This window comes from Cohnella laeviribosi DSM 21336 (assembly GCF_000378425.1).
In the GTDB taxonomy this organism is placed as follows: domain Bacteria; phylum Bacillota; class Bacilli; order Paenibacillales; family Paenibacillaceae; genus Cohnella; species Cohnella laeviribosi.
The window spans coordinates 113,808-130,911 of sequence record NZ_KB899809.1; the positions used below are offsets into that span (position 1 = coordinate 113,808).

Consider the following 17,104-nt stretch of genomic DNA (forward strand, 5'->3'; position numbering starts at 1 on the left):
CTCCTCGTTATCGGATGGTTCATTCGGGATGGACTTCCAACACGCCGGCCGCGCCCATGCCGCCGCCGATGCACATCGAGACGACGCCGTAGCCGCCGCCTCTGCGGCGGAGCTCCCCGATCAGCGTCGCCGTCAGCTTCGTTCCCGTGCAGCCGAGCGGGTGGCCGAGCGCGATCGCGCCCCCGTTCACGTTGACTTTGTCTTCGTCGATGCCGAGCTCGCGGATAATATGCAGGCACTGCGAGGCGAACGCTTCGTTGATTTCGAACAGCGCGACGTCCGCCAGCGAGATGCCGGCCATCTTGAGCGCCTTCGGAATCGCCCGGACCGGGCCGACGCCCATCAGCTCCGGCTCCACGCCGGAGAGGGCGAACGAGCGAAACGTCGCAAGCGGCGCAAGCTGCCGCCGCTCGGCTTCCCGCCTGCTCATGACGACGACCGCCGCCGCGCCGTCGCTCATCTGCGAGGCGTTGCCGGCGGTGACGGTGCCGCCCTGCTTGAAGCTCGGCTTCAGCCTTGCCAGCGCCTCCGGCGTCGTGTCCGTGCGGACGCCTTCGTCGGTGTCGAACAGAATCGACCGCGTCTGCAAGCGGCCGGCGTCGTCGAAGCTTTTCAGCTCCGCGCGGATCGGAACGATCTCGTCCTTGAACTTTCCTTCCGCGATCGCCTTGGCCGCTCTTTGGTGCGAGCGCAGGGCAAACCGGTCCTGATCCTCGCGGGAAATGCCGAAGCGCTCGGCGACGCGCTCCGCCGTGTGTCCCATCGCCATGTACACTTCCGGCATCCGCTCGACGATTCGCGGATTCGGCGACAGGCGAAATCCCGTCATCGGCACGCGGCTCATGCTCTCCACGCCGCCCGCGATCAGCACGTCGGCATGCCCGAGCATAATCCGCTCCGCCGCCATGGCGATCGACTGCAGGCCGGAGGAACAGAACCGGTTGACCGTCATCGCCGGAACGGTGACGGGAAATCCGGCGTACAGCGCCATAATGCGGGCGAAGTTCAGCCCCTGCTCGCCTTCCGGCATGGCGCAGCCGATGATGATGTCCTCGACGTCTTCCTTTTGCAGGCCGGGTGCCCGCTCGACCGCCGCTTCCAGCACGGCTTTGCCCATATCGTCCGCGCGCGTCTGCGAAAGGGCGCCCTTTTTCGCTTTGCCGACCGCCGTTCGCGCCATCGATACGATGACTGCTTCTTGCAAGGTGATCCCCTCCTTCCGATGTTCAGTTGCGGAGCGGTTTGCCCTTGGCGAGCATATGCTGCATCCGCTGCCTCGTTTTCGGTTCTCCGCACAGGCTCAGGAAAGCTTCCCGCTCCAGATCGAGCATGTACTGCTCGGTGACCAGCGCCCCCGCCGGGGCGTCTCCGCCGGCGAGCACATGCGCGAGCTTCTTGGCGATCAGCAGATCGTGATCGCTGATCCAGCCGCTCTCGCGCATCCCGATTGCGGCGAGCTGCAGCACGGCCTTGCCTTCGGCGCCGGCCACCCGGATGCGTTCTTCCGCAATCGGTTCGTATCCGCCGTCCGCCAGACGCAGCACCGCCTGCTTCGCTTCGTGGATGGCGTAGCCGGGATTGACGACCACGCGGTCCGTCGGCTTCAGATAGCCGAGCTTGCGGGCGTCGTGGCCGCTTGTCGACACTTTCGCCATGCCGATCAGTTCAAAGTAGCGGTTGAGGTAGGGCTGCAGGTCCGCTTCGGCAAGCGCCGCCTGCCGGCTGGCCCTGAGCGCCAGCTCCTTGCAGCCGCCGCCCGCCGGAATGAGTCCGACCCCCGTTTCCACCAGCCCGTAATACGTCTCCGCCGATGCGATCACCTGGTCGGCCGGCAAGCACACCTCCACGCCGCCGCCGAGCGTCATCCGGTGCGGCGCGGCCACGACCGGCTTCTCGCACCGCTTCAGCTTGAGCATCGTGTTCTGGAACAGGCGGATGATGTCGTCGATTTCCTCCCATTCCTCGTCCTGCGCTTCCATAAGCAGCAGCATCAGGTTGGCGCCGACGCAGAAGTTGCGGCCCTCGTTCGCAATGACAAGCCCCCGGAAATTGCGGTTGACCTCCTCGACGCTTTGCGAAATCATCGACAAGATGTCCTCGCCGATCGCATTGTTCGGAGAATGGAATTCCAGGCAGGCGACACCGTCGCCGAGGTCGATAAGGCTGGCCCCCGCATTGCTTTTGACCACCCGGTTTTGCTCCTTCAAATCGCGCAGCGAAATGCGTTCGGGCGGCCGCTCGTCGCGCGCGTAGCCGGACGAAGAAGCGAAATACAGCGTCCCGTTCTCCTTCTTGTAAAACGACTCGTTCCCTTGGGCGATCCAGTCCTTGACCCAGGCGGGAACCCGCAGCCCCTCTTCCTCCATCTTCTTCGCGGAACGGACCAGCCCGATCGCATCCCACGTTTCAAACGGGCCGAGCTCCCAGTTGAATCCCCCCTTCATCGCTTCGTCGACGGCCCGGATGTCGTCCGCGATCTCGCCGATCTTCTCGGCGGAATAGACGAGCACCCGCTTCAGCACGTTCCAGGCGAATTCGGCGTAGCGGTCGCCCCCGGAAAGCAGCGCGTTCAGCCTGGCGCGGGCGCCTTTGGCCAGCTTCGCCGCTTCCAGCGAGCCGGAGGAGACTTTCCGAGAGGGGCGGTATTCCATCGTCTTCAGGTCGAGCGACCAAATTTCCGAACCGCCCGCGCCTTTCCGCTTCCAGTAGAAGCCCTGTCCGGACTTTTCCCCGAGGCGGCCCTGCGCCACAATCGCCTTCAGCGCGTCCGGAGCCTTAAAGATAGCCCGTTCCTCCGCGTCCGTTACATTCGCATGCACATTGTCCGCGACGAACAGGAACGTATCCAGCCCGACCAGATCGAGCGTGCGAAACGTGGCGCTCTTCGGCCGGCCCATGGCGGGACCCGTAACCGCATCCGCTTCCTCGACCGTAAGCCCCCGTTCCGTCATTTCGCGCAGCGTCACGAGCAGGCCGTACGTGCCGATCCGGTTGGCGATAAAGTTCGGCGTATCCTTGGCGATTACGACCGTTTTGCCCAGAACGCGCTCGCAGAAAACGCGGAACGTCTTGACCAGCTCCGGATCGGTGCTTGCTCTGGGGATCAGTTCGAGCAGCGGCATGTACCGGGGCGGATTAAAAAAGTGCGTGCCGAGAAAACATCGCCGAAACGCTTCGCTTCTTCCTTCCGCCATCCGGTTGATCGAAATGCCCGACGTGTTGGAGCTGACGATGGTGCCGGGCTTCCAATGCCGCTCCACCCGTCCGAGAAGCTCGCGCTTCACGTCCAGATTTTCGACCACGGCTTCGATTACCCAGTCTGCCTCGCCGATCAGCTCCAAATGATCCTCCAGGTTCCCCGGCGTAATGCGGCTTGCAAAGTCGTCGTCGTACAGCGGAGCCGGACTGGTTTTGCGCAAATTCGCAATCGCCGCCGTGGCCAGACGGTTGCGGACGGCAGGATGCTCCGCCGTGTAGCCTTTTTCGATTTCCGTCTCCGTCAGCTGCCTGGGCACGATATCAAGCAGCAGGCAGGAAATCCCGACGTTCGCCAGGTGAGCCGCAATGGCCGAGCCCATGACGCCCGAGCCGATGACGGCCGCTTTCCGAATCGGTTTCCTCATCTTCCCTTCCTCCCTCATTACGGTTGGACAGCGGTTGGGCCGAATACCGCAAGCTCCAGCAGCTCGGCGATGTCCCTCGCCTTGACCTCGCCCTCGGCTTCTTTCGACTTGATGCCGTCTTCCATCATCGTCAGGCAATACGGGCAGGCGCTGCCGATTACGGTCGGCCTGACGGACAGCAGCTGCTCGGTCCGGGCCAGATTGACCCGCTTGCCGCCCGTCTCCTCCATCCACATCATGCCGCCTCCGGCGCCGCAGCACATGCCGTTCTCCCGGGAACGCGGAATTTCGGCAAGACGCACGCCCGGAATCGCTTTCAGCACGCTGCGCGGCGGGTCGTAAACGCCGTTGTAGCGGCCCAAATAGCAGGAATCATGCACGGTCACGACTTCGTTTACTTCGAATGCCGGCTTGAGCCGTCCTTCCCGCACAAGCCGCTCGAGCAGCTGCGTATGATGAAGCACTTCCACCCCCTCGAGCCCGAATTGCGGATATTCGTTTTTCAGCGTATTAAAGGTGTGCGGGCATGCGGTGACGATTTTTTGGACGCCGTACTTTTGAAAGGTCGCAATGTTTTCCGCGCACAGCTGCTGAAACAACAGCTCGTTGCCCATGCGGCGGGGCGTATCGCCCGAGTTCTTCTCCTCGTTCCCCAGAATCGCGAAGCTCACGCCCGCCTCGTTCATCAGGCGCGCCACCGCCCGCGACACTTTGCGGCTGCGCAAATCGTAGGACCCCATCGACCCGACGAAAAACAAATATTCGAATGCGGGATTTTCCTTGACGGTCGGCACCGGTATGCCGTCCAGTTCGGCGGTCCAGTTCGCCCGGTCGTTCCGGTTGATGCCCCAAGGGTTGCCTTGGCGCTCGATATTTTGCATCGCCCGTTGGCCGTCGGGGGGAACGCTTCCTTGCATCAGCACCAGGTGCCGGCGCAGATCGACGATTTTGTCCACGTGCTCGTTGCCGACCGGACACTGGTCCTCGCAATTCCGGCAGGTCGTGCACGACCAGATTTCGTCCTCCGTCATGACGTCGCCGATCAATTGAAGTTGCCGGGGATCTGCCTCTTGGCGTTTCCAGGTCTCCTTCTGCCACGCGAGCGTCGGCCGGATGTCGGTTGCGCTTCCGTCATCGCGCCAGTCTGCGCGGACCGTTTCCGCGCCCGCCAGCGCATGCGCCCCCGCCCCGGAAGAAGCGAGCAGATACGCCGGAACCCAGGGCGATTTGCCGGTTGCCGCCGCGCCTTTTTCCGTCAGATGATCGCGCAGCTTCGTAATCAGGTGCATCGGGGAAAGCGCCTTGCCGGTGCCGGAGGCCGGACAGACGTTCGTGCACCGCCCGCATTCGACGCATGCGTAAAGGTCGAGCATTTGCTTTCGGGACAAATCTTCGATGCGGCCGACGCCGAAGCTTTCCGCTTCTTCGTCCTCCAGATCCAGCTTGGACAGGCGACCGGGCGGTTCTTGCCGCCGGAACCAAAGGTTGATGGGAGCCGTGATGAGGTGAAAGTGTTTCGATTGGGGAACGTAGACGAGAAAAGAAAGCAGGATCAGCAGATGCAGCCACCAAAAAACGTAGAAAAGCGCTTCGGCCGCCCGCGCGGAGATGCCGCCGAAGGCCGCCGCGATCGCGGACGAAACCGGAGCGAATGCGGACGGTTCCAGGCCGTGCCAGCGCCGCTCGAAGCCGAGCGACAGCAGCACCGACAGCATCAGGGCGCCGATAAAGAAGAGGACGATGCTCGGCTTCCAGCCTTTTTTGAGCCTTGGCAGCTTCTCGACGTAGCGTCGGTATGCGGCGTAGCCGACAGCCAGCAGAATGAGAACGGCGGTGACTTCCTGCGTCCAGACGAAATAGCCGTAACCGGGAATCGGCAGGCGCCCGCCCCGCGTCAATCCGTGAACGATCAGGTCGACCGCCCCGAATTGGAGAATGATGAAGCCGTAGAAGATCGCGATGTGCATGATGCCGCTTTTGATATCCTTGAGCAGCTTCGTCTGGCCGAACACTTGCGCGAAAAATTCCCCCCGCCGTTCCTTTCGGCCCCGCAAGCGGAAAGCGGCGGGCTTTCCGAGCTGCACGTACAGCCAGCGATGATATACGGCTTTGCCGAACAAATAGATGCCGTAGCCCGTCGCCATCAGAAACAGAATGACATTCAGCAGCTGCCAAACCATCGCTTTTCCCGTCCTTTCGTCGACCGGTAAAGGTGAAGCTGGACAACATCCGCAAGCGATTTCCATTCGGTTGACAATCAACTGGCGCAAAAAGACGCATTGACATCCGGCATCATTTTCCATAAGATGAGAGTAATAATGAATGAGTATTCATTCAGTTGGCATTCATTTTAGCATTGAGGTGGCTCGATGACAAGTAGGAAACTGGAAAAATTTGAAGCGATTCTGGACGCGGCGGAGAAAGTGATCGCGGAAAACGGCTTTCACGGCTCGCAGGTGTCGAGGATCGCCAAGGAGGCCGGAGTCGCCGACGGTACGATTTATTTATATTTTAAAAACAAGGAAGATATCCTCATCTCCCTGTTCCAAAATCGGCTCAGCAAGCTGGTCGGGATGATTGGCGACAGCATTCGCGATACCGGCACCGCCGGCGAAGCGCTGCGAAAAGTGTGCGAAATCCATTTCACCCAGCTTGAGCAAAATATCCATCTTGCCTACGTTACGCAAATCGAACTCCGGCAAAGCTCGCTCGAGCTGCGCAAGGCGATCGGCCAGTCCGTCAAGCCCTACATCCGGCTGATCGAGCAAATTTTGCAACGAGGCGTCGAGGAAGGGTCGTTCCGCGCCGACCTGGACATCAAGCTGACCCGGCTGCTCGTCTTCGGCGCGATGGACGAAGTGGTCACCTCCTGGCTGATCTCCGGCCGAAAATATTCGCTGTCCGCGCAAGTGGACAAAACGGTCGAGTTTTTCATGAGGGGATTGGAAGCCAGATGAAACGCGCGGCGGTCGCTTAACGACCGGCCATTTAAACCATTCCGGAAGGAGTTTGCCGCATGAACGTGTACGTCATTTTGAAGCAGACGTTCGATACGGAGGAGAAGATCGTCGTCCGGGACGGAGAGGTGGACGAAGAAGGCGTCAAGTTCACGATCAACCCGTATGACGAATATGCCGTCGAGGAAGCGCTGCGCCTGAAGGAACAGCTCGGGGGATCCGTAACCGTCGTGTCGGCCGGTCCTCCCCGCGCGGCGGAAGCGCTGCGGACGGCGCTCGCGATGGGCGCGGACGAAGCGGTTCTCCTTTCGGACGAACGGATTCGGACCGACGAATACGGAATCGCCCGCCTGCTGGCCGCCTATTTCCGCAGCCGGACCTACGACCTGATTCTCGGCGGCAATTTCTCGGTCGACAACGGCGCCGGGCAGGTCGCCGTCCGGCTCGCCAAGCTGCTCGATCTTCCTCACGTCGGGTCCGTCACCCGGTTAAGCGTATCCGGCAACCGGGCGACCGCCGAGCGCGACGCGGAAGGCGACACCGAGACGGTCGAAGTGCCCCTCCCCGCCCTCTTCACCGCGCAGCAGGGGCTGAACGATCCCCGGTACCCGTCGCTGCCGGGCATTATGAAGGCGAAGAAAAAGCCGTTCCAGCAGCTCGGCCTCGACGAATTGGGCCTGTCGGAAGCGGACATCGCCGCCAAAACGGAGCGGACCTCGCTTTCCCTGCCGCCGGAGCGCAAGGCCGGGCGGATATTGCAAGGGTCGCCCCAGGAACAGGCATGCGAGCTGGTGCATCTGCTGAAAACGGAAGCGAAAGCGATCCCGTAACCAGCGCAGGCCGCTATGGCGCCATCCGTTCCTACACGCGTCCTATACGCGGATTTGGCAGCTTCGTTTGGATGGAATGGGATGATTTACGACGGAGGAGGAGATGGAAATGGGAAACACCTATGTGGTCGTGGCGGAAGCGCGTGACGGCAAGCTCCGGCAGGTCGCCTTGGAAGCGCTTCATGCCGCGGAATTGGCAAAAGATAACGGGGACCGCATCGCAGCCGTGCTGCTCGGATCAAACCTTTCCGAAGCGGCCGCCGAACTGGCCCGGTATACAAGCGGCCAAGTCATTATCGTCGATCATCCGGATTTGAAAACGTACAACGCCGAGGCCTATTTTGCGGCTCTTAGGCAAGCGCTCGAGTCGCTCCAGCCGCAAACGGTGCTGTTCGGCCATACGGCGGCCGGCCGGGATCTCGCCCCTCAAATCGCCGCATGGCTGAACGCCGGGCAAATCTCGGACGTCATCGCCGTCGAAAAAGCCGGGGATGCCGTGTATTACACAAGACCGCTCTATGCCGGCAAGGCGATCGAGAAGAAACGTTTTCTCGCCGGCCCCCAAGTCGTCACCGTTCGTCCCAACAACCTTCCTCCGGCTCCGCTTGCCGCCTCGCCTGCCGAAATCGTACCGTTCGACTACGTGCCTCCCTCGTCGCTGCGCTCGGTCGTCAAGGACGTCGTGCGCAAAACCGCCGGCAAAGCGGACTTGACCGAGGCGAGAATCGTCGTCTCCGGCGGCCGGGGCGTGAGGAGCGCGGAAGGTTTTCGGCCGCTCGAGGAATTGGCCGAAGTGCTCGGCGGCGCGGTCGGCGCTTCCCGCGGCGCCTGCGACGCCGGGTACTGCGATTACGCCCTGCAAATCGGGCAAACCGGCAAAGTCGTTACGCCCGAAATCTATATCGCCTGCGGCATCAGCGGCGCCATCCAGCACCTGGCGGGCATGAGCCGGTCGCGCATCATTATCGCGATCAACAAAGACCCGGAAGCGCCGATCTTCAAGGTCGCCGATTACGGCATCGTCGGCGATCTGTTCGAGGTCGTGCCCTTGCTGACCGAAGAGTTCAAACGCGCGCTCGCCTGAACGTTCGTGCGCAAAGCGGCGGGAAGATCCCGCCGGAGCGGTCTGGTCGTCCAGTTCCGCCGGTTCCAAGCACGAATCGGCCCATATGAAGCCCAAATCGGCGCCCTGCCGGGTTTCGCCCGGCGAAGGCGCCGATTGCCGTTTTCCGTTCGTGCCCGGAAATCCGGTCGAACGGCGGCGCGGGCGTTCGTGCAGCATGCGTCGCGCTGCCGTTAAGCCCCGCTCTTGTTTTTATTGTAAATATCGAAGCTGACGGCAAGCAGCAGAACAAGCCCCTTGATTCCCTGCTGCCAGTCGATGCCGAGGCCGAGCAGCGACATCCCGTTGTTCATGACGCCCATCACGAGACCGCCGATGATCGCGCCGATGACCGTTCCGATGCCGCCGGAAGCCGAGGCGCCGCCGATAAACGCCGCCGCAATCGCGTCCAGTTCGAAGTTGACGCCCGCCTTGGGTGTGGCGGCATTCAGCCTTGCCGCATAGATCAGGCCGGAAAGCGCGGCCAGCGCGCCCATGTTGACGAAGACCCAGAACGTCACCTTTTTCGTTTTGACGCCCGACAGCTTCGCGGCCTTCTCGTTGCCTCCAATCGCGTAGACGTGCCGCCCCATGACCGTCCTTTTCATCACGAACGTATACACGACGACAAGCGCGAACAGCAGGATCAGAATAAACGGAATGCCTTTGTACTGGGCCAGGACAAATGTGAAGATATTGATCACCGCCACCATCGCCGCCAGCTTCAGGACGAACCACGGCATCGGCAGCACGTCGAACCCGTACTTTTGCTGGGTGCGGCGGTTGCGGATTTCCTGGGCGACCGTCACAAGCGAGAGCACAATGCCGATGACGATCGTAAGCAGATGAATGGAGTTGTTTCCGAAGTCCGGCAGAAATCCGGTGCTGATCTTCTGAAACGCCTTCGGAAAGGGCGCGATCGATTGGCCGTTCAGCACAATCATCGTAAGGCCGCGGAACAACAGCATACCGGCCAGCGTGACGATGAAGGACGGGATTTTGACATAGGCGACCCAAAAACCTTGCCAGGCGCCCACGGCAGCCCCGATCAACAGCGACAGCGCCATCGCGGCGTAAAACGGCATGCCGTAATCCACCATCATGATGGCGGACACCGCGCCGACGAAGGCGGCGACCGAACCGACCGACAAATCGATGTGGCCGGTAATAATCACCATGACCATCCCGATGGCGAGCACCAGAATGTAGCTGTTCTGTTGAATCAAGTTCGTCACGTTGAGCGGCTTCAGCAAAATGCCCTCCGACAAAAGCTGAAACAACAGCGTGATCAAAACCAGCGCGACAATCATCCCGTATTGCCGGACGTTCGTTCGGAACACGTTCTTTATGACGTCCATCGTTCATTCCCCTTGCCTTTCGTCATATATTTCATCAGCAATTCCTGGCTTGCGTCCTTGCGCTCGACTTCGCCGGTAAGGCGCCCCTCGCTCATCGTGTAAATCCGGTCGCACATGCCGAGAATTTCCGGAAGCTCCGAGGAGATGAGCAGCAGGCCCTTTCCTTCCGCGGCCAGTTGATTCATGATCGTATAGATTTCGTATTTGGCGCCGACGTCGATTCCCCGGGTCGGTTCGTCCAGAATGAGGATGTCGGGTTTGGCAAAAATCCACTTGCTGAGCACGACCTTCTGCTGGTTGCCGCCGCTCAGGTTGCCCGTTTTTTGCAGCACCGAGGGCGTCTTGATGTTCATTTTCCGGCGGAACGTCTCGGCGACCACGATCTCCTCGTTTTCGTTCACGACCCCGTTGCGGGAAATTGGGGCCAGGTTGGCGAGCGTCGTGTTCCGCTTGATGTCGTCGATCAGAATAAGGCCGTATTGCTTGCGGTCCTCGGTCACATAAGCGATTCCGTTGTCGATCGCGTCGCTGACGGTGCGAATCCGCAGCTCCCGGCCGTTCTTGTAGATTTGGCCGCTGATCTGGCGGCCGTACGACCGGCCGAATATGCTCATGGCCAGTTCGGTTCGTCCCGCGCCCATCAATCCGGCAATGCCGACGATTTCGCCCCGGCGTATATGAAAATGGACGTTGTCGATGACTTTGCGGTCCTGCTGCGGATGGTAGACGGTCCAGTTGCGGACTTCGAAGATGGTTTCTCCGATGTCGGGCGTCCGTTCCGGATACCGGTTCGTCAAATCCCGGCCGACCATTCCTTTGATAATCCGGTCTTCGGTCACCTTGTCCGCCCGCATATCCAACGTCTCAATCGTTTTTCCGTCCCGTATAATGGTGATCGAATCCGCCACTTTGGCAATTTCGTTCAGCTTGTGCGAAATGATAATCGAAGAGATGCCCTGCGCTTTCAGCTGCAGGATCAGCTTCAGCAGATTTTCGCTGTCTTCTTCGTTGAGCGCGGCCGTCGGTTCGTCCAGAATGAGCAATTGCACCTTTTTGGAAAGGGCTTTGGCGATTTCGACAAGCTGCTGCTTGCCGACGCCCAAACTTTGAATCAACGTGTTCGGATGCTCCTTCAAACCGACGGTTTCCAGCAGCGCCTTCGTTTTGACGAACGTCTCGTTCCAATCGATGAAGCCGCCGCGCTTCTGCTCGTTGCCGAGAAAAATGTTTTCCGCAATCGACAGATACGGAATGAGCGCGAGCTCCTGATGGATGATGACGATGCCCATCTGTTCGCTTTGCTTGATGTCCTTGAACTCGCAGACTTGGCCCTTGAACAGAATCTCGCCTTCGTAGGAGCCGTGCGGATATACCCCGCTCAGCACCTTCATCAGCGTCGACTTCCCGGCGCCGTTCTCGCCGCAGAGCGCGTGAATCTCGCCCGCCTTGACCTTCAAGTTGACATTCTCCAGCGCCTTGACGCCGGGAAATGTTTTCGTAATCCCCCGCATCTCCAAGATCGCGTCCGTCATATCGTCACCCGGCCTTTCATCCTTGGGAAATGATTTAAAACGGGGCCGGAAATAACCCGGCCCTCCGCGATGTTCCCCGCCTTATTTCAATTGGTCCTCGGTATAGTACCCCGAGTCGACTAGGACTTCCTTGTAGTTGGATTTGTCTACGGATACCGGCGTGAGCAAGTAGGAAGGCACGATTTTGACGCCGTTGTCGTACGTTTTCTCGTCGTTGACTTCCGGCTTTTGGCCGTTCAGAATCGCATCGGCCATTTTGACGGCGACTTTGGCCAGCTCGCGGGTATCCTTGAACACCGTTTGCGTCTGCTCGCCGGCAATAATCGACTTGACGGAAGCCAGCTCCGCGTCCTGGCCGGTGATGATCGGCAGCGGCTTGTCGGGGGAACCGTAGCCTACGCCTTTGAGGGAGGACAGAATGCCGATCGAGATGCCGTCATACGGGGAGAGGACCGCGTCGACCCGTTCCGTGGTGTAGTTGGCGCTGAGCAGGTTGTCCATCCGGGATTGCGCGACGCCGCCGTCCCAGCGCAGCGTGGCCACCTGATCGAACTTCGTCTGTCCGCTGCGGACAACCAGCTTGCCGGAGTCGATGTACGGCTTCAGCACGCTCATCGCGCCGTCGAAGAAGAAGTACGCGTTGTTGTCGTCCGGCGATCCGGCGAACAGCTCGATGTTGAACGGTCCTTTTCCTTCTTTCAGGCCGAGCTTTTCTTCGATATAGGAGCCTTGCAGCACGCCGACCTTGAAATTGTCGAACGTGGCGTAATAGTCGACATGCTCGGTTTTCTTGATCAGCCGGTCGTAAGCGATAACCGGAATGTTCTGATCGGCCGCCTTCTGAATCACGTCGGTAAGCGCTTCTCCGTCAATGGAGGCAATGACGAGCAGCTTGACGCCTTTGGTGATCATGTTTTCGATTTGGGAAACCTGGTTCTCAACAACGTCTTCGCCGTATTGAAGGTCCGTCGAGTAGCCGAGCGCCTCGAACTCCTTCACCATGTTGGCGCCGTCGTTCACCCACCGTTCCGACGACTTGGTCGGCATCGAAATGCCGATGGTGCCCTTGCCGCCGCCCTTTCCGCCGGAAGAGCCGTCCGAAGCGGTCCCTTGAGCGCCGTTGTTGCCGCTTCCGCAAGCGGCGAGCGCGAGGACGAGCGCAAGGATGCATACTGCCGATAAGGTTTTCTTCACTTTCAAACTCCCCTTTCGTTTTGACTGAGAAAACTTTATCATGGCAGCGCTTCCAGCGTCTTTCGACAAAAGCGACACCTTTTTAAGAAAATATAACTTTCCTTATGCGTTCTCAGGCGTCCTCGTCGGCGGCTTCGCCTTTCCGGTAACGGTTCGGCGATACGCCCACCGCTTTTTTGAACGCCGTGCTGAAATAGTGCTGCGATTCGTAGCCGACCGCTTCCGCGATGTCCGCGATGCTGCGGCTTGTCGACCCGAGCAGTTGGATGGCTTTCGAAATGCGGATCTGCGTCAGCAAGGCCACGAACGTGGTGCCCAGCTCTTGCTTGAACAAGCGGCTTAAATAGACGGAAGACACCCCGACCGCCTTCGCCACGCTTTCCAGCGACAGCTGCGGATCGTCGAAATGGTCGCGCAAATATTGCCGCGCCCTGCGAACGACCGGCGAGATCGACGTTTCCTTGTATACGCCTCCCCGCGCTTTCCGATAGGCGGACTCCACCCCTTGGAAGCCGCCTTCCACCGGTACGGCCAGCGCCACCACGTGCAGCTTCAGATAGCGGACGACCGCTTGCTCGATCGAAGCGAACAAGGCGGTATCGGACGATTCCCACACCAAGGCGCAGATGAATCCGAACGAATCGCGGAACAGGACAAGCGGAGACGGGGCCATGATTTCTTCGGCGATATTTTCAATCGCAAACAGCATCAGCTGCCGGTCGCGTTCCGAGCGGACGGACTGCCCCAAATCCACTTCCGGCCAGCGCACGATCCCGACCATCGCAGGGGGCGAGTCGGGCAGCAGCAGAAAACGAAGCTGCTCTTTGATTTCCTGAACGCTGATCGCGTTCTCGATCCATTCGTGGCAGAAGCGTTCGCGCAGCAGCGGGATGTTTTTGCGGATTTGCTGCGACGCCAGCTCCAGATGCTTCACCTGCGTCCGGGACCGCTCCAGCTGATCCCGCACGCCGCGCAGCACATCGGCTAGCTGCTCCGGGGTTGCCGGCTTCAGAAGATAATCGTCAACTCCGTAACGAATCGCTTGCTGCGCATAGCCGAACTCGTCGTGGCCCGTCACGATGACGATCCGGCAGTCCGGCAGCTCGCGCCTGACCTCCTGAATGAGCGTCATCCCGTTCATAATCGGCATATTCAGGTCCACGAGCATCAAATCCGCTCTGCACTCTAGCGCCAGCTCCAGCGCCTCTTCGCCGTCCTCCGCCTCGCCGGCCACCTCGAAATTCATTTCGTCCCAGTCGACGGCATCCCGCAGCCCTTCGCGGATAATCGGCTCGTCGTCGGCGATGATAACCTTCCATTTATCGTCGTTCACAGGTCGTTCCTCCTATTCTGACAGCGGGTAGACCAGCTTGACCGCCGTGCCTTTCCCGCGTTCGCTCTCGATGAACAAATCGGCGTCTTCGGCGCCGTAGGTCAGTTTAAGCCGCGCCTGCACATTGGCCAGCCCGTACCCGGAACCCGACGTTTCCATCTGCACGTCCGCCCCGAGATCCAGCTTGCGGCGAAGATTTCCGAGCGTTTCCTTGTCCATTCCCGCGCCGTCGTCGGCGACCGTCAGCACGATGCGGTCTCCCTGCCGCTCGCCTTTGACCGCGACGTTTCCCGGTCCTCTCCGTTCCTTGATGCCGTGGTAAATGGCATTTTCCACAATCGGCTGGAGGATGACCTTCGGGACGAAGCAATGGGCGATGTCCGGATCGAGATCGAGCGTATACTGCAATTTGTTTTTGTACCGCTGCTTCTGGATTTGCAAATAACTGCGGACGTGTTCGAACTCCTCGGCAAGGGAGACGAATTCGTTGCCTTTGCTCAGGCCGATCCGGAACAGGCGGGACAGCGACTGCACCATCTCGGAGACGTCCTCCGCCCCCTGCTTGCGCGCCATCCACTGGATCGTGTCCAGCGTATTGTAAAGAAAATGAGGCTTGATCTGCGCCTGCAAAATGCGGAGCTCCGCTTCCCGCTTCTGCTTTTCCTGCTTCTCGGTCAGCTGCAGCAAGTCGTTGATCTTGGTCAGCAGACTCGTGAAGCTGCGGCCGAGCATCCCGATTTCATCCCGGCTGTCTCCCCAGTAACGCGTGGTCAAATCGCCCGCTTCCGCCCGCTGCATAAACGCCATCAACCGATGGATCGGCCTTGAGATCGAATGCGACAGCGCGAACGAAGCCGTGATGCCGAGGAAGCAGACCACAAACACAAACGTACCGACATACAGCCGGATCTGCCGCGCTTCCGGAGCCGCTTCTTTCGTCGAGAACACGCCGATCGTCGACCAGCCCGTAAACGGGGATTTCCGGAAAATAAACTGCAGCTTGCGCCCGTTAACCGTTTTCACAAATTCGCCGGACATCTGCCCGTTCAGCCATTGGTTCGGAATGCTTTGGAATCCGAGCTGCTTCGGCACGTAAATCGGTTCGCCTTTTTCGTCCAGCACCATCAGCACCCCCGTTTTGCCCAGGCGCACATCCTTGGCCGTCTCCACGACGACCCGCAGCTTCAGGTCGATCAGCACGACGCCCAGCACTTTCTGCGTCTCGGGGTCCAGAATCGCCCTGACGACGGACACGACTTCGCTGTCCTTGTAGTTGGCGTGCGTCGTCACGCTTCGCTTGTACGGGTGGCCGACGATTTTGAAGATGCCTCTTGCGGCTACCGCTTCCTGGTACCAGGTCTCCAGCGTCAGGTCTACCGGCGCTCTGGCGTACATGTCGTTGCTCAAATACTCGCCTCTCGCGTTGACGACCATCAGTCCGGCGATTTCGGTCTGCAGCGTCGGGAAGCCGCGCAGAAATTGCAGCGCTTTTTCTCTGGCGGCCGCATCCAGCGGTTCCCGGCTCAGAAACCGGTGAATTTCCGGGTTGTAGGAAAGGAGATAGGTCGTGTTTTGGGCGCTGCTCATATAAAATTCGAGCGACTTGTTGACTTTCGCAATGAGCTGCAGCGTATTTTCGTTCAATTGCCTTTCGATGACCCGATTGACCACCCAGTCCGTCAGGACGCCGAGCATCAGCGACGGGACGATCGTAATGAACAGAAAATGAATCAGCAGCTTGTAGCGGATCGGCAAATGCTTCATCTGTAAACGCTGGAAAAAGGGGACGTCTTCGTATCCGTTCATCGCTTCCGGTTCCTTTCCCGTCTACCTGGCGTAAAAAAGCTCGACGTTGTCTTTGGTGACGACCGTAATGCCGGTATCGATAAAGGGGGGCAGCGGGTGAACGCCGCCTTTCTCCTCGCTGCTCGGCTGGACAATCCCGTGCCTCAGATGAAACAGACTCAGCAGCGACCAATAGCCCATGTTCCAGGTGCCTTGAGCGAGCGTGGCGTCGATCGTCCCGTCCTTGACCATATCCAGCGTTCCCTTGTCCGTATCGAAGCCGATGACGATCTTGCGGCTGGAAAGCTTCAGCTCCTTCATCGCCTGGCCGATGCCGACGCCGCCGTTGGCTTGCGTGGCGAAGAAGCCGTCGATATCCGGGTGGCGCGCGACGATGTCTTCGGCCACTTGCCTGGAGGCGTCGATTGTCCCTTTCCCGTCGGCCACCTCCACAATGCTTAAACCGGGAAACTCCTTGGCGATCGTGTCCTTGAAGCCTTCGGTCCGCTGCCGGTGGTTCAACTGGTTCGGCTGCGTAATGACCGCGACGCTTCCCTTTCCGCCCAGACGCTTGGCCAATTCGCGGGCGGCGACGGCCCCGGCGCGGTAGTTGTCGGTTCCGACGAAAGACTGCGCGCTGCTTCCTTCCGCTCCCGAATCGAACAGCACAAGCGGAATGCCCGCCTTCGCCGCCTTGCCGATCGCGCCGTTCAGCTTTTCCGGATCGATCGCCGTGACGGCGATTCCGGCCGGCTTTCTGGCAATCACCTGTTCCAGCACCGTAATTTGTTCGATCGGGTCGTACTGCGTCGCCCCCCGGAAATCGACCGCAACGTTCAGCCTGGCGGCGGCATCCTCGAACCCTTTCATCACGGGACGCCAGTAGTCGATGTTCGACTGGAACGTCACCATCACGTACTGCTCCTCCATGTCGCCGGCAAGACCGTCGTCCGGCTCGCCGAGTCCGTCCTCTCCGCCGCTTCGGATGCCGTAATGCCAAAGAAAAAGTAAAAAGGATAACGTCAAGATTCCGTACACCGACAGCAGCAATGACTTTTTCAAGGGTAAGCCTCCTCGAGCGGGTTGTTAATTTCATCATAGTTTGGGTGCGGCAAAGGCGTCTTTTCACGATGACGACTATTTTTTTCGATTTTTTAACCAGACGCCAGGCGGGCTTGCACCGGCGTCCGAAAGCTATTATCACAGATGGCCGTTTATAAAAAAAGCGGGAGCTTGGAAGCGTCGGGGCGAGTGGGGCGGTCGAGTGGGGCGGTCGGGCGGGAATGCAGTTGCTAAAATAGCAACTGCTCAGCCCGCTCTCGCGCACGCACCCGATGGAAGTGCCTAAAAGGCAATTCAATCCGGCATCCGGTCCGGCGCACCGGTCTCG

General features: G+C 59.8%; 12 protein-coding genes. 3 read left to right on the forward strand and 9 right to left on the reverse strand.

Translation table 11 applies throughout. From position 1 onward, the window contains the following. Positions 1-19: 19 nt before the first annotated feature. The 3 genes from F560_RS0101865 to F560_RS0101875 are packed head-to-tail and all read right to left on the reverse strand — an operon-like array spanning position 20 to position 5,803. Positions 20-1,204, reverse strand: coding sequence for an acetyl-CoA C-acyltransferase (locus tag F560_RS0101865; protein ID WP_019004003.1), 1,185 nt, complete (start codon positions 1,202-1,204; stop codon positions 20-22). A 22-nt stretch (positions 1,205-1,226) separates the two neighbouring features. Continuing rightward, the gene (locus F560_RS0101870) at positions 1,227-3,623 is read right to left on the reverse strand and encodes a 3-hydroxyacyl-CoA dehydrogenase/enoyl-CoA hydratase family protein (RefSeq protein WP_019004004.1); all 2,397 of its coding nucleotides are present in this window, start codon (positions 3,621-3,623) and stop codon (positions 1,227-1,229) included. Positions 3,624-3,640: 17 nt separating this feature from the next. Beyond that, positions 3,641-5,803 (reverse strand): (Fe-S)-binding protein, encoded by a 2,163-nt coding sequence (locus F560_RS0101875; RefSeq protein ID WP_019004005.1) that lies wholly within the window; start codon positions 5,801-5,803, stop codon positions 3,641-3,643. Positions 5,804-5,992: 189 nt separating this feature from the next. Here F560_RS0101875 and F560_RS0101880 point away from each other — a divergent pair, with 189 nt between their 5' ends. The 3 genes from F560_RS0101880 (at position 5,993) to F560_RS0101890 (ending at position 8,494) form a co-directional block, all read left to right on the forward strand. Next, complete coding sequence (locus F560_RS0101880; protein WP_019004006.1) at positions 5,993-6,580, forward strand: fatty acid metabolism transcriptional regulator FadR; 588 nt, start codon at positions 5,993-5,995, stop codon at positions 6,578-6,580. A 59-nt stretch (positions 6,581-6,639) separates the two neighbouring features. Next, positions 6,640-7,410, forward strand: coding sequence for an electron transfer flavoprotein subunit beta/FixA family protein (locus F560_RS0101885; protein WP_019004007.1), 771 nt, complete (start codon positions 6,640-6,642; stop codon positions 7,408-7,410). Positions 7,411-7,519: 109 nt separating this feature from the next. Further along, on the forward strand, positions 7,520-8,494 hold the full coding sequence (locus tag F560_RS0101890) for an electron transfer flavoprotein subunit alpha/FixB family protein (protein WP_019004008.1): 975 nt from the start codon (positions 7,520-7,522) through the stop codon (positions 8,492-8,494). 212 nt (positions 8,495-8,706) lie between these two features. Here the strand turns inward: F560_RS0101890 and mmsB are convergent, their stop codons facing one another. From mmsB to F560_RS0101920, 6 genes are all read right to left on the reverse strand, one after another. Next, on the reverse strand, positions 8,707-9,870 hold the full coding sequence (mmsB, locus tag F560_RS0101895) for a multiple monosaccharide ABC transporter permease (protein ID WP_019004009.1): 1,164 nt from the start codon (positions 9,868-9,870) through the stop codon (positions 8,707-8,709). Further along, the gene (mmsA, locus tag F560_RS0101900; RefSeq protein ID WP_019004010.1) at positions 9,858-11,402 is read right to left on the reverse strand and encodes a multiple monosaccharide ABC transporter ATP-binding protein; all 1,545 of its coding nucleotides are present in this window, start codon (positions 11,400-11,402) and stop codon (positions 9,858-9,860) included. The genes mmsB and mmsA overlap by 13 nt, the downstream gene beginning before the upstream one ends. 81 nt (positions 11,403-11,483) lie before the next feature. Continuing rightward, on the reverse strand, positions 11,484-12,596 hold the full coding sequence (gene chvE, locus F560_RS0101905; protein ID WP_019004011.1) for a multiple monosaccharide ABC transporter substrate-binding protein: 1,113 nt from the start codon (positions 12,594-12,596) through the stop codon (positions 11,484-11,486). A gap of 112 nt (positions 12,597-12,708) precedes the next feature. Further along, positions 12,709-13,929: a response regulator transcription factor gene (locus tag F560_RS0101910; protein WP_019004012.1), complete on the reverse strand. Its 1,221-nt coding sequence runs from the start codon at positions 13,927-13,929 to the stop codon at positions 12,709-12,711. 12 nt (positions 13,930-13,941) lie between these two features. After that, complete coding sequence (locus tag F560_RS0101915) at positions 13,942-15,735, reverse strand: cache domain-containing sensor histidine kinase (protein ID WP_019004013.1); 1,794 nt, start codon at positions 15,733-15,735, stop codon at positions 13,942-13,944. Between the two features lie 21 nt (positions 15,736-15,756). Further along, positions 15,757-16,776: a substrate-binding domain-containing protein gene (locus F560_RS0101920; RefSeq protein ID WP_019004014.1), complete on the reverse strand. Its 1,020-nt coding sequence runs from the start codon at positions 16,774-16,776 to the stop codon at positions 15,757-15,759. Positions 16,777-17,104 lie beyond the last annotated feature (328 nt).

Coding starts and splice junctions, on each gene's coding strand:
- F560_RS0101915 (WP_019004013.1), bottom strand. CDS start 15,735: ATGAACGGATACGAAGACGTCCCCTTTTTCCAGCGTTTACAGATGAAG.
- F560_RS0101870 (WP_019004004.1), bottom strand. CDS start 3,623: ATGAGGAAACCGATTCGGAAAGCGGCCGTCATCGGCTCGGGCGTCATG.
- mmsA (WP_019004010.1), bottom strand. CDS start 11,402: ATGACGGACGCGATCTTGGAGATGCGGGGGATTACGAAAACATTTCCC.
- F560_RS0101880 (WP_019004006.1), top strand. CDS start 5,993: ATGACAAGTAGGAAACTGGAAAAATTTGAAGCGATTCTGGACGCGGCG.
- F560_RS0101890 (WP_019004008.1), top strand. CDS start 7,520: ATGGGAAACACCTATGTGGTCGTGGCGGAAGCGCGTGACGGCAAGCTC.
- mmsB (WP_019004009.1), bottom strand. CDS start 9,870: ATGGACGTCATAAAGAACGTGTTCCGAACGAACGTCCGGCAATACGGG.
- F560_RS0101875 (WP_019004005.1), bottom strand. CDS start 5,803: ATGGTTTGGCAGCTGCTGAATGTCATTCTGTTTCTGATGGCGACGGGC.
- F560_RS0101885 (WP_019004007.1), top strand. CDS start 6,640: ATGAACGTGTACGTCATTTTGAAGCAGACGTTCGATACGGAGGAGAAG.